The 13029-nt window shown below is 69.8% G+C and carries 11 protein-coding genes; 3 read left to right on the top strand and 8 right to left on the bottom strand.

Annotation, left to right across the window (positions count from 1 at the left end; all coding sequences use genetic code 11):
* Positions 1-457: HNH endonuclease signature motif containing protein (locus ON31_RS20750; RefSeq protein ID WP_039816018.1), on the top strand; the 457-nt coding region annotated here is incomplete at its 5' end.
* Between the two features lie 1087 nt (positions 458-1544).
* Here ON31_RS20750 and ON31_RS20755 read toward each other — a convergent pair.
* The 5 genes from ON31_RS20755 to ON31_RS20775 all read right to left on the bottom strand — a co-directional run bounded on the left by ON31_RS20755 (position 1545) and on the right by ON31_RS20775 (position 7479).
* Positions 1545-2183: an HD domain-containing protein gene (locus ON31_RS20755; protein WP_039816019.1), complete on the bottom strand. Its 639-nt coding sequence runs from the start codon at positions 2181-2183 to the stop codon at positions 1545-1547.
* A 68-nt stretch (positions 2184-2251) separates the two neighbouring features.
* Positions 2252-3736 carry an MFS transporter gene (locus ON31_RS20760; RefSeq protein ID WP_370450419.1) on the bottom strand — a complete coding sequence of 495 codons (1485 nt, stop codon included), beginning with the start codon at positions 3734-3736 and terminating at the stop codon, positions 2252-2254.
* 436 nt (positions 3737-4172) lie between these two features.
* Positions 4173-5468: a uroporphyrinogen-III C-methyltransferase gene (gene cobA, locus ON31_RS20765; RefSeq protein ID WP_039816020.1), complete on the bottom strand. Its 1296-nt coding sequence runs from the start codon at positions 5466-5468 to the stop codon at positions 4173-4175.
* 149 nt (positions 5469-5617) lie between these two features.
* Positions 5618-6028: a PPOX class F420-dependent oxidoreductase gene (locus ON31_RS20770; protein ID WP_255222189.1), complete on the bottom strand. Its 411-nt coding sequence runs from the start codon at positions 6026-6028 to the stop codon at positions 5618-5620.
* A gap of 101 nt (positions 6029-6129) precedes the next feature.
* A complete protein-coding gene (locus ON31_RS20775) occupies positions 6130-7479 on the bottom strand; it encodes a hypothetical protein (RefSeq protein ID WP_039816021.1) in 1350 nt (449 codons plus the stop codon).
* A gap of 277 nt (positions 7480-7756) precedes the next feature.
* On the opposite strand from ON31_RS20775, the gene ON31_RS20780 reads away from it, so the two are divergent.
* Positions 7757-8890 carry a phosphotransferase family protein gene (locus tag ON31_RS20780; RefSeq protein ID WP_039816022.1) on the top strand — a complete coding sequence of 378 codons (1134 nt, stop codon included), beginning with the start codon at positions 7757-7759 and terminating at the stop codon, positions 8888-8890.
* A 22-nt stretch (positions 8891-8912) separates the two neighbouring features.
* Positions 8913-10013 (top strand): Rv3169 family protein, encoded by a 1101-nt coding sequence (locus ON31_RS20785; protein WP_039816024.1) that lies wholly within the window; start codon positions 8913-8915, stop codon positions 10011-10013.
* Positions 10014-10096: 83 nt separating this feature from the next.
* Here ON31_RS20785 and ON31_RS20790 read toward each other — a convergent pair whose 3' ends face one another.
* From ON31_RS20790 to cobO, 3 genes are all read right to left on the bottom strand, one after another.
* Positions 10097-10549 (bottom strand): cobalamin biosynthesis protein, encoded by a 453-nt coding sequence (locus ON31_RS20790; RefSeq protein ID WP_081592612.1) that lies wholly within the window; start codon positions 10547-10549, stop codon positions 10097-10099.
* Positions 10550-10705: 156 nt separating this feature from the next.
* Positions 10706-12394: a cobyrinic acid a,c-diamide synthase CobB gene (locus tag ON31_RS35735; RefSeq protein WP_039816026.1), complete on the bottom strand. Its 1689-nt coding sequence runs from the start codon at positions 12392-12394 to the stop codon at positions 10706-10708.
* Positions 12388-13008, bottom strand: a complete 621-nt coding sequence (cobO, locus tag ON31_RS20800) for a cob(I)yrinic acid a,c-diamide adenosyltransferase (protein ID WP_039816028.1) — start codon at positions 13006-13008, stop codon at positions 12388-12390. The genes ON31_RS35735 and cobO overlap by 7 nt, the downstream gene beginning before the upstream one ends.
* Positions 13009-13029 lie beyond the last annotated feature (21 nt).

Genomic DNA, 13029 nt, shown 5'->3' on the forward strand with positions numbered 1-13029 from the left:
GTGGCTGTTGCTCTTCGGCCGTGACGGAGTCCCGCTCTACCTCGGGCGCGGGCAGCGTTTGGCGTCGCGCTGGCAGCGGCTGGCGTGTGTGGCCCGTGACCGTGGCTGTACCTTCCCCGGTTGTGACGCGCCCGCGACGATGTGCGCGGTGCACCACCTGATCCCGTGGGCACACGGGGGTGACACCGATATCGACAACCTGACCCTGGTGTGCGACCGGCATCACGCCCAGGTCGCCGAGGACGCCGACGACCCCACCGGGTGGGCCACCGAACGAATGGGCGCGCACACCCGGTATCCCGGGCGGACCGGGTGGCGGCCCCCGACCCACCACGACCCGACACGCAGACACCGGGTCAATCACCGCCACCACGGCGACGAACTCCTCGGCCCCGCCATCCACCGCCTGCGCGTGAAACAAGACGCCGGGCTACCACCACCACCGTTACGGCAATAAGCCCACCACCACACCCTTTGTGGACGGGACACCAACCGTCCACCAGGGCACCTGGTATACAGGACCACCCGCACGGCCACCTGCCCGCGCGGGCCACACCCACGCCATCCGGCCACACCAACGCCCACGCCATCCCGCCACACCAACGCTCACGCCATCCGGCCACGCCCACGTCATCCGGGGAGACTCACGTCATCGGGCTCCGCCTATGGCGTCGGGCCGCGCCCACGCGTTGCGGCCACGCTCAGCGTCATCCGGCGACGCTCAGCATCATCTGGCCACGCCCAGCATCATTCGGCCACGCCTCCGCCGTCGGGCCGCGCCTACGCACATTGCGGCCACGCTCACGCCGTCCAGCCACATCCACGCGTTCCGGCCACACCCAGACCCTGCGGGCCGCACGCAAGCAACAACACGAACGGCCTGATTCACCAGGCCCAGCACGCACCCGACCTTCCAGCCAGCACCCAACCGCACCGCCGCGATCCCCAAAGCGCCCGACCCCCACCCGACCTCAACCGTCGAACAATCCCCAAACCATCAGATCTGTAAAACGCCACCACAGCCAGTCCGCAGGCCGGAATAGCAGCCAACGGCACCCAACCCGGCGTCAGCGAAAGTCAGGAAAGGCACCCAACGCCACCACATTTCATATCTCTTGCCACCTCAAAGCCCATACATTCCAGGAAAGCGCCAGCTCGATGAGCCCGCGTCGCGCCCCGCCCCCACGAGCGCAAGGAAGGCCACGGTCTCCTGCGCCACGCCCTGGCCACCATCTGCCCGAATGGCAAGTGCCCGAGACTGCCGGTGGGCAGACGCCGTGGGTGCGACTCTCCCCACGGTGACAGCATCGCCTTCGCCCAAGGTGCCCTGCGGTACGGCGGCGCGGTGCTGCCGGATTCCGGACTGGGCCCCACCGGCGGCAGTCTCTACATGATCCGAATCGGCTTCGTCGCCGGTCCGGGCGAACTGTGGGAGGCGGTGCGTCGGCTGGCGCGGGCCTGGCGTTCGTATGATCCACCCCGGCAGGCCGCCTCGGGCACCGCCTCCGTTGGCCGTGTGAACGGGGACGCTGCGCGACAGGGACCTACACGTGGGGCACCCGCTGAGTCGACAGCGCTGCGAGTTCGCGGGTGAGGTTGGCTCGTGCGGCGGACTCGTATCGGGTGCGGCCGATGTCGGTGTGGAACAGTCGCGGTAGCCGTGCCAGACCCTCCAGTACCGCGCGACGGCCGGTGCGGAACGCGTCGTCGGGGATCTGGGCGTATTCGGCGCGGACGGCGGATACGTAGGCGGCATAACCTGTTTCGTCCGCGGCGAGCACGGCCAGGTCGGCGTCGCAGAGTACCGCGCCATTGCGGTCGTCGGGTTGCGGGGCGTGCCCGGCGGTCAGGCGTACCAGCCGCGCCACCTCGGCCACCGTGCCCGTATCCACGCCGAGATCGGGCAGCGCCGCTTCCGCCAAACGCGCGCTGCGCTCCTCGTTGTCGGCGCGGTCGACCGCGTAGACGGCGTCGTGGAAGAACGCCGCGTAGCGGACGGCGTCCGGATCGTCGGCGGCGGCTGCCAGATCGTCGATGACGGCCAGCATGGCCGCCAGATGCTCGACCGTGTGGTACCGCCGGTGCGGCTCACGGTACCGCCGGACGAGATCCTCCCCCACCGCCCGCGCCCGCGGACCGGCCAGCGCCGTCCACCGTTCCATCAGCGTCGCGTCGGTACTCATGTACGCAGTGTGCCGAATCGTCGGCCCGCACAACACCCTTGGCGCACGGTGGTTTTCACCACCCGCGCTCAGGAGCGTTCGGCTTCCTCCTGATTGTGCTGGGCCTGCGCCAGCTGGGCGGGGGTGTAGCGCAGGGTCAGGGCGAGCAGGCCCATGATGGCGGTGCCGATGGCGCAGACCAGCAGGACGAGGGTGTAACCGCTGCCGAGCGCGGCGATTTCGGCGGTGCTCATATCGGCGGCCTTGCCGGTGTGCCCGCCCAGCGAGAGGGTGCGGGAGGCCGCGACCGGGCTGAGCAGGCCGACCGCGACCGGGGTGCCCATATTCATGAACATCTGGCCGACCGCCGACAGCGGGCCGATATTCCCCATATCCACGCCCACCAGCACACACAGCGGCAGGATCACGATGGTCGTGCCCACCGCGAAGCCGACCACGGACAGCAGGATCAGCAGGGTCGGGAAGTATTCGGCGGTTTGATCCAGTGTCGAGCCGAAGAAGAGCCCGGCGGCCAGCAGCAGCGCGGCGGCGAACAGCAGCCAGCGCGGCGGCACCAGCATGGCCAGTTTGGACGCGACTGCCGTGCCGACGCCCGCGCCGAGGGTGAACGGAATACTCGCCAGACCGGCCATCAGCGGGCTGTAGCCGAGCACGTTCTGCAGGAACTGCGCCACGAAGAAGGTTGTCGCGCCCAGCACACCCGAGGCCAGGAAGATGGCGGCGAAGGAGATGACCCGGTCGCGGCTGTCGAACAGCGACCACGGCAGCAGCGGATTGGCGACCGTGCGCTCGGCGAAGATGAAGACGAGCAGCAGCAGGAAGCCGCCGATGAGCGACCCGAGAATGACCGCGCTGTCCCACCCGTACACCGGCCCCTCGGTGGCGGCGAACACGATGGCCGCCACCGCCACCGTGCCCAGGATCGCGCCGCGCACATCCATGCTGATGCGGTGGTGCTCGGTATCGCGCAGCTGATAGATCGCGCCGATCACGATGAGGATGCCGATGGGGACATTGATCCAGAAGATCCAGCGCCAGTCGACCTGGGTGAGCGCGCCGCCGATCACCAGACCGCCGACCGAGCCGATACCCACCATGGAGCCGAAGATGGCGATGGCCTGATTGCGTGCGGGCCCCGGCGCGAAAGTGCTTGCCACGAGCGCGAATGCGGTGGGCGCGGCAATCGCGGCACCGGTGCCCTGCAAGGCGCGGGCGGCGATGAGCCAGGCTTCGTTGGTGGCGGTACCGCACAGCGCGGACGCCACCGTGAACAGCGCGACGCCGAGGATGAGCATGCGTTTGCGGCCGAACGAGTCGCCGAGCCGCCCGCCCAGCAGCATGAGTCCCGCGAACGGCAGGCCGTAGGCGGTGACGGTCCAGGCGCTGCCCGAACTGGACAGGCCCATCTCCTCCTGCAACCGCGGCAGCGCGAGAATCATGACGGTGCCGTCGAGCACCACCATCAGCTGCAGCCCGCTCAGGACGAGGATTGCGAGCCCGAACGCCCGCGTGGTCACCGGATACTGCATCGTCGCAGCGGGTTTATCGAGCACAGCAAGCCACTGTAATGGATGCCGGACACGGCCAACCGATCTCACCGCGCTGCCGGAGCCACGCAGCGGCCGCCCGGTAGCCTCCACACGCCCCCGACCTGAGGCGTGCAACCGGCGCGACCGACGCACGCCGACGATCGGTCCGACTGGGCGTCGCGTCGGGGACCTCAACCATCGCCCAGCCCCGGAGGCTCGCACACCGACCAAGCACAACCGGTCCGTACGCGCGAATGACCGGCCAGTCGGTTCTCGCCCGCGGGATGCATGCCTCCGATCGAACCCGACAAGACGCCGAAGAACTCGCACGACCAGCCCACGCCGACCGTCAACCTCACGCCGCCCGCCAACTCAGCCCACGCCACGCGCCAGCTCAGCCCGCGCCACGCGCCAGCTCAGCTCGCGCCACCCGCCAGCTCAGCCCGCGCCACCCGCCAACTCAGCCCGCGCCCTGGTCTATAGACACAGCCTCAGCGTCCGGCGTGCCCGCGGTGAATCCGGCGGTGGGGCCGATGACGATGATCGCGGGCGGGCGGATGCCCTCGGCGCGCACGCGCTCGGCCACGGTGGACAGGTGTGCGCGCAGGGTGCGCTGGGTGCGCAGGCTGCCCTCCTGGACGACGGTGACCGGGGTGTCGGCGGCGCGGCCGCCCGCGAGCAGGGCGGCGGCGAACTGTTCGATCCGCTCCACCGCCATGAGCAGCACAATGGTGCCGCGCAGCCGGGCCAGGGCGGGCCAGTCCACCAGCGAATCCGGATGGTCGGGGGCGACATGGCCGCTGACCACCACGAATTCGTGGGTGACGCCGCGATGCGTGACCGGTATCCCGGCCAGGGCGGGCACCGAGATGGCACTGGTGACACCCGGCACCACCGTCACCGGGACACCCGCCGCCACGCACGCCTCCAACTCCTCGAAGCCGCGCCCGAACACATACGGGTCGCCGCCCTTGAGCCGCACCACGAACTTGCCCGCCTTCGCCCCGTCGATGAGCGCGTCGTTGATGGCCTCCTGCGCCATGGCGCGGCCGTACGGGATCTTGGCGGCGTCGACCACCTCGACGTGCGGTCCGAGTTCGGCGAGCAGTTCCGGTGGGGCGAGCCGGTCAGCCACCACCAGATCGGCGCGCGCCAGCAGGCGGCGGCCGCGCACCGTGATGAGATCGGGATCGCCGGGGCCGCCGCCGATGAGCGCGACCCCCGGGGCGGTCGGTTCGGATTCGTCGGTGACCACCCCGGATTGCAGCGCCTCGAGCAGTGCGGTGCGCACGGCGGCCGAGCGGCGGTGCTGGCCGCTGGCGAGCACCCCCAGGGTGAGCCCGTCGTACCGGGCGGTGGCCGGGGTGACGGCGGTGCCGAGGCGGGCGGTGTCGGCGCGCACGCAGAAGATGCGGCGGCGGGTGGCCTCCGCCACCACGGCCGCGTTGGTATCCGGTTCGTCGGTGCACGCCATGGCGTACCAGGCACCGTCCAGATCCCCGTCGGCGTAGTCGCGCAGCGTGAGGGTGAGCTGCCCCGAGGTAGCCATTCCCTCGACCGCGGGCGTGGCGGCCCGGCTGATCACGTGCACGTCCGCGCCGGAGGCGATGAGCAGTCCGAGTCGCCGCTGCGCGACGGTCCCGCCGCCCACCACGACGACGCGGCGTCCGTTCAGATCCAGCCCGACCAGGTAGTTCGGGTCTCCCACCGGTTGGGGCGCGGTGTGGTCATCGGCTGCGGCTGACGTGTTCTGCACAAGGTTCGAGCCTACGGCCTGGACTCGCGGACCCGACATCCGACCGGCTTCCGTGTGGCAAACGATAGATACCTCACCGGGCGCGCGCCCCCGAAACCCAGGCCCGTGCCGATCCGGCACGGACGCACCGGGCTGTCGCTTCGGATTGTTCAGAAACGGCCCAGCACCTTGGTGGGGCTGATCCGCACCACCACGCGGTCGGCATCGTCGACCGAGGCCGGATTGAACTCGCGGTAGGGCTTGCCGGTGAACTTCAACGACATCTGGTCCGGCAGGGCGCGTTCCGGGTCCGGAACGGCCTTGGCCACGCCGCGGACCTGGGCGTAGACGTACGGCCGATCCGGCGGGTTGATCATCACCGTGACACGCGGGTCGCGGACGATGTTCCGGTACTGCTGGCGCGAGACCGTCGTGGAGTAGATGAGCTCGTCGCCGTCGCGGTCGAGCCACACCACGGTCAGGTGCGGCTGGCCGTCGGCTCCGATCGTGGCGACGGTGGCGTACACCTTCGCCTCGTCGATGTGGTTCTTCAGGCTCTCGGGCAGAGTGGCTGCGTTCACATTCGCTGCGAACGCCAACCCCTACGCCGAGCATTCCCGGCGGTCCCCGGCGATCTCGCCGGAGAGCGCCGGGATCACTCGTTCGGCCGTGCGTCCCTACCTCACTGCACACCGCCACTGAGGTGCGGATAATCCTGCACCAGATGGAATCCCGAACCGCGCAAGGCGAATTCGTTCTCGTCCTGCCGTATCAATGTCATGGTGACCGGCTGGCCGTCGATCATGCCGGTCAACACCAGCCGGCCGGGAGCGGGTCGCTCGTAGGTGAAGTCCGCCCAGGTGGGCCCCTCCGGGTCCGGCTTCATGACGATCGTGCCCGCCGCGGCGTCGACCGTGCCGAGCACGGGCACCAGCGTGTCGTCCATCCGCTGGTAGTGGATCACCTCGAGATCCTCGAACACCACCCGCCGCCAACGGTTCTCATCGGTGAGCACCGGCGGCTGCGGAATACCGTCGCGGGTGAACTCGTCCACATTCCAGATGCCGTACAGCTCGGAGGTCGGCCGACCACCGCCCCATTCGCGATAGCCCTCCAGATTGATCTGCGCGAAGCCGACGCACAGCCACGCGGCCAGCGCGATCTGGGCCACGGCGGCGATTCTGGCGGCGCGGCCGTGGAAGGGACGCGGAGCCGTGGACGGTCCGGCCGCGCCGCCGAGCAGCACCGCGGTCACGCGGCGTGCCTCCGGGGCCAGCAGCACCAGGCTCAGCAGCAGCAGGTGGAACGACAGCAGTTTCACCGGCACGTCGTAGGTCATGTTCAGCACCCACACCTGCGCCATGCTCACCAGGCTCAGCAGCGCACCTGCCAGCGCGGTGCGCGGCAGGAGCAGCAGCAGACCGCCCAGTATCTCGGCCGCGCCGAGCAGGATCTCGTAGGCCGGGGACGCGCCGACCTGGCTCCACAGCACCGACATGAGGGTGAAGTCGCCGTACGGCTGTAGCAGGGTCACCAGCGACGGTTCCGCCATCTGGGTGGGAATCGCCTTGGCGAAGCCGTAGAGCAGCATCTGGGTGGCCAGGCACAGGCGGAGGAAGAGCAGGAACCAGCCCGCCAGGCGACGGTATTCGGTGCGCCGGCGATCCAGCAGGGTCCAGACGACCGTGGCCGCGACCGCCAGCACCAGGATGCAGAACACCAGAACGAAGAAGTAGACCTGGTCGCCGCTGCCCGAATCGGTGCGCACGACCGCCTCGGCGTCGAAGACCGCGCGGCCCACCCATTCGATGACCGGGGCGGGCAGCTGCGCGTATCTGATGACCAGGTCGTCGGGCAGCCGCAGCGCGAGCGGCCCCAGAAACGACAGTATTATCTGCGGGAAGAGCACGCAGAACAGCCCGAAGTAAACGAAGCTGAAACGGAAGGCGATGCGGGTGAACGGATTCCACCGCGTCGCGGCCGCCGGAGGCTGATCGAGGTCGGTGTCGACGGCGACCGTCTCCACGCTCATGGTGTCCCCTCTCTTTGTCGAGAGTTCGACGCTACGAATTCCGGGCACGCGCGACCTCCAGGCTGACCCTGATTTCCACCCCGGTTCCGCCGGAGCCGACGTACCCCTCCGGGCTTACGTGCCATCCACACCGCGGCGTATTTCCCCAGTACAGCCGAGGAAGACAAGGGATCATCCCGGTGACCGGAACTACCGAATCCCATCCGCCGATTTCATGACGCACGGCAACTAGAACGCGTTACATTCCACTCACCGTCCCACTGTGTCAGGAGGATCCATGACATCGGCCGACGCCGATCCCAACCAGCGGCGGCAACTGACCACCACCGAACGCGACCTCGACGCGGTCGCCGCCACGCTGGCGCAGTGGCTCGCCACCAAGGTCGAGGCGGACCGCCCGCCCGAGGTCACGTCCATCACCCGTCCGACGGCGGGCGGCATGTCGAGCACCACCCTGCTCTTCGACGCCACCTGGACCGAGCGCGGCGCGGCGGCCGGTGGCGCGTTCGTGGCGCGGCTGCCACCGGAGGACAGCTCCTTCCCCGTTTTCGAAACCTACGATCTGGCAACCCAATTCGCGGTGATGGCCGGGGTGGCCGAGGCCACCGACGTGCCGGTGCCGCCACTGGCATGGCTGGAGCCGGATCCGAGCGTGCTGGGCGCGCCGTTCTTCGTCATGCGGCGGGTGGACGGGCGGGTGCCCGAGGACAATCCGCCCTACGTCTTCCTCGGCTGGCTGTTCGACGCCACGCCCGAGCAGCGGTATGCCGTGACCCGCAACACCATCGAGGTCATCGCCAAGATCCACGCCATCGAGGATCCCGCCGAGCGGTTTCCGACGCTGGCCGGGACCGGATCGTCGTTGCGGCGACACGTGGACGCCCAGAAGGCGTGGTACGACTGGGCGCTCGCACGCGACGGCTATCGCATCCCGATTCTGGAGCGGGCCTTCGACTGGCTGGAGGAACACTGGCCCGCCGATCCCGGACCGGATGTGCTCAGCTGGGGCGACGCCCGGCCCGGGAACATCATGTTCGGCGACTTCGATCCGGTCGCGGTGCTGGACTGGGAGATGGCGGCCATCGGCCCGCGCGAACTCGATGTGGCGTGGACAGTGCTCATCCACCGGTTCTTCCAGGACATCGCCACCCGATTCGACCAGCCCGGCCTGCCGGACTTCATGCGGCGCAGCGACGTCGAGCGGCTGTACGAGGAGTTCACCGGGCACCGGGTGCGCGACCTGGACTGGTACCTCATGTACGCGGCGCTGCGACACGGCATCGTCATGGCGCGCATCAAACGCCGCATGATCCATTTCGGCGAGGACACCGACACCGCCGACCGCGACGACTACGTCATGCACCGGCCACTGCTGCAGGCCCTGCTCGACGGCACCTACGCCTGGGATTGACCCCGCGAACCGAGGAAACGACATGATCGGTCCATTGGACGAATACCCCATCCACCAGACTCCGCTGCCCATGGCGCGGGTGGGTACCAGCGATCGGAACTTCTACGATCGCAGCTATTTCAACGCCTCCGACCGGGACGGCGGCACCTTCCTCGTCACCGGGTTCGGTGTGTACCCGAATCTCGGTGTGGTGGACGCCTTCGCGACCGTGCGACGCGGGAACGAGCAACGGGCGGTACGCTTCTCGGACGCATTGACCGAGCGCAGCCTGGATCTCGCCGTCGGCGGGTACCGGCTGGAGGTGATCGAGCCGCTGCACAAGATCCGCGCGGTGTGCGAACACGAGGATCTGTCCTTCGACATGACCTGGGAGGGCGCGTTTCCCGTGGTGCGGGAGGAGCCGCACACCATTATCACCGGGCTGAACCGGCCCATCATCGACGCGCAGCGGTTCGCGCAGGTGGGATCGTGGTCGGGGACGCTCACCGTGGACGGCACCGATTTCACGGTCGATCCGGCGGTGTGGACCGGGACCAGGGACCGGTCCTGGGGCATCCGGCCCGTCGGCGAATCCGATCCGCCGGGACGCGCGGCCGACGAACCGTCACAGGGATTCTGGTGGCTGTACGTGCCGCTGCGCTTCGACGACTTCTCCATCATCGTCATCGTGCAGGAGGAACCCAACGGATTCCGCACGCTCAACGACGCCACCCGCATCTGGCACGACGGGCGCATCGAACAGCTCGGCTGGCCGCGGGTGCACCTCACCTACAGGTCCGGCACGCGGATTCCGGTGTCGCTGCGCCTCGAACTGACCACCCCCGACGGCAAACCGCTGGAAGTGGAGGTCGAAGCCGGGACCTTCATCGCCCTGAACGTGGGCTGCGGCTACGGCGGCGACCCCGACTGGCTGCACGGCCAGTGGAAGGGCCGCCGCTGGGTCGACAGCCGCCGCTACGACCTCACCGACCCCGCCATCGCGGGCCGCATCCCGTTCGGCGTCATCGACCATGTGGGCAAGGCCCGCTGCGGTGATGCCGAGGGTTGGGGGCTGTTCGAGCACGGCAGCCTGGGCCGCCACGACCCGACCGGATTCGCGGACTGGACGTCGGTGGCACCCTGAGCAATCCGACGGGCCGGTGGTGACGAAGTACTTCATGCCACGGTTCGACGGGACCCCGCGCCCACACCCGGCGCGGGGCCTCCCTAATCACGCGGGGCGTCCCAAATCACGCGGGGCCCTCCCTGACCAAACGGCCGCCTCGCGATGCGATCGACGCGGCGGACCCGCTCGCGTCCGCCGAACACGGCCGTCGCCACCGTGATTCCGCCGACCACGCGCTTGTGCGCCACCAGCCGCCCGCCCGCCGCCGCGAGCACTGCGGCGGCCTCCGCCACACTCGGCGTGCCGAGCACGGCGGCGGTGCGCACCGAGGGGTTGGGCACCGCCACCGCCGCCAATTCGTTCGGTGTGAACGCAACGACCGGAACGCCGAGTTCGGCTGCCGCCGAGACCAATCCGGCCTCCTCGGCCCTGCGGTCCACGGTGGCCAGACAGGTGATCTCGACCTCGGCGGCCACCGCGCGCACCGCATCGAGAATGTCAGCGGCATCGGCCCCGGTCCGCATGCCCACGCCGACCACGAGAGCACCCGTCACGAGAACCCACTCCCCCCGGGCGCTACGGCACCAGCGGCCGGGGGTATGTCCACACGCACCAGGCCGCCGCGGCGATGGTCACCCACCCGGTGATCGGTCGGCTGAAGCCGATCGGGAGTGCGGTGCCGGTCGATGTCGATCGCGCCGCCGGGCACGTCAGGCACCTGTCCGGCTCCGGGCGAAATCCGCTGCGGCGGTGACGAAGCGGGCGATGGCGGCCGGATTTCCGGCGGGGTGGGTGTGCAGGTACGAGGCGTGGACGCGGTGCGGGAGAGCGCCTTCCCTGACCGTTTCGCCGGTGGGTGAGCGCCAGCCCCAGGCGGGGATGTCCGCGCCCGCGACGGTAAGCCGGGTGCGGTGGAACTCGTGGCCGCGCACCCGTTCGCCCGCCGACCACAGGGGGGAATCGTACAGCGCCACCGCATCCCGATAGCCGAGGGTGAGGCGGGGGCCGAATTCGGCTACGGCGTCGACGACTCCGGCCATCGGGTGGCCGTCGAGCGTGCGGGTCAGGTAGAGCAGACCGGCGCATTCGGCATGGATCGGCATACCCCGCCGCGCGTCCTCGGCCACGGCCTCGCGCAGTGCGATATTCGCCGACAGCTCCGCCGCATGCTCCTCGGGGAACCCGCCGGGCAACACCAGACCCGCTGTGCCGGACGGCAATTCGTCACGCAGCGGATCGAAAACCACCACCCGCGCCCCGGCCGCCTCGAGCAGTTCCCGATGCTCGGCGTAACCGAAGGTGAACGCAGCGCCCCCGGCGACCGCGACGACCACACCGGCTCGCACACCACCGAATCCGGCACCGCCCACTCCGCCACCGGTCACCCCGGCCGACGAGGCGGGCGCTTCGATTCCTCCGGCCGCGTCGCCACGTCGGGCGCCGTCCCCCATATCCGTCATGACGGCGGCAACACGATCGGCATGAGGCACCGCAGCCGCGCCGGGGGCGGCGACAGCGGGACCGGTCGCACCGTCACACCGCCGAGCACCGACGCCGATATCCCGCATGACGGATTCGCCGACGGGCTCGCGGCCCTCGCCGACAGCGGCAGCGGCATCCGCCGAGCGGATGCCGTGCGCCGCCATCGCGGTCCGCAGTTCCGCGGCGGGGTCCCAGGCGGGGCCGGTGACCCGGGAGGCGGCCAGGGACACCACGGCGGGCAGGTCGATGTGTGCGGCGATGAGGTCGGTCATGGCCGCCACCGCGGATTCGGCCGCGACACCGTGTTCGACGGCGGGGATGAGGCCGAGATGGCGGGAGGGGACGGCCAATTCGGCCATGCGGGGTAGTGCGCCGAGGACCGGGAGGCCGACGCGGGCGCAGGCGGCGCGCAACACGTGTTCGTGGCGTTCGCTGCCGACGCGGTTGAGGATGACGCCGCCGAGGCGGATACCGCTGTCGAAGGTGGCGAAACCGTGCAGCAGGGCGGCGAGGCTCTGGCTGTGTCCGCGAGCGTCGACCACGAGGACGACCGGTGCGCCCAGCATGGCGGCGATCTGGGCGGTGGAGCCCTCGGCCACCGGGGCGGTGTGGTGTTCGTCGATACGACCGTCGAACAGGCCCATGACGCCCTCGACCACCGCGATATCGCAGTCGCGGCTGCCGTGGCGATACAGCGGCGCGATCCGTTCCGCGCCCACCAGGACGGGGTCGAGGTTGCGGCCGGGGCGACCGGCGGCCAGTCCGTGATAGCCGGGGTCGATGTAGTCGGGGCCGACCTTGAAGGGGGCCACCCGGTGCCCGGCTCGCCGCAGCGCACCGATCAAACCCGTTGCGACCGTGGTCTTTCCACTGCCGGAGGCGGGCGCGGCGATCACCACCGCCGGTGTACTCACCATTCGATCCCCCGCTGGCCCTTGCGGCCCGCGTCCATCGGGTGTTTCACCTTGGTCATCTCGGTGACCAGGTCGGCGGCCTCGACGAGGGCCTGCGGGGCGTCGCGGCCGGTGATGACCACGTGCTGGTTGCCGGGACGGGAGCGGAGGGTGTCGACCACCTCGTCCACATCGACCCAGCCCCATTTCAGCGGGTAGGTGAATTCGTCGAGGACGTAGAAGCGGTGCTGCTCGGCGGCGAGGCGGCGCGCGATCTCCTGCCAGCCCGCCAGGGCGGCGGCGGCATGATCCTGCTCGGTGCCGTGCTTGCGGGTCCAGGACCAGCCCTCACCCATCTTGTGCCATTCCACGGCCCCGCCCGCACCGGTCTGCTCGTGCAGGCCGCCGAGGGTGCGGAAGGCCGCCTCCTCCCCCACCTTCCATTTGGCGCTCTTCACGAACTGGAACACCGCGATGTCGAAGCCCTGATTCCACGCCCGCAACGCCATCCCGAACGCCGCGGTCGACTTCCCCTTGCCGGGCCCGGTGTGCACCGCGAGCACCGGCTGATTGCGCCGCTGCCGCGTCGTCAGTCCGTCGTCGGGAATGCTCTCCGGCAGCGGGACACCTTTGGGCATGGAATGTGGCTCCTTTCGCGA

The sequence above is a fragment of the Nocardia otitidiscaviarum NBRC 14405 genome (assembly GCF_000308635.1).
GTDB lineage: Bacteria > Actinomycetota > Actinomycetes > Mycobacteriales > Mycobacteriaceae > Nocardia > Nocardia otitidiscaviarum.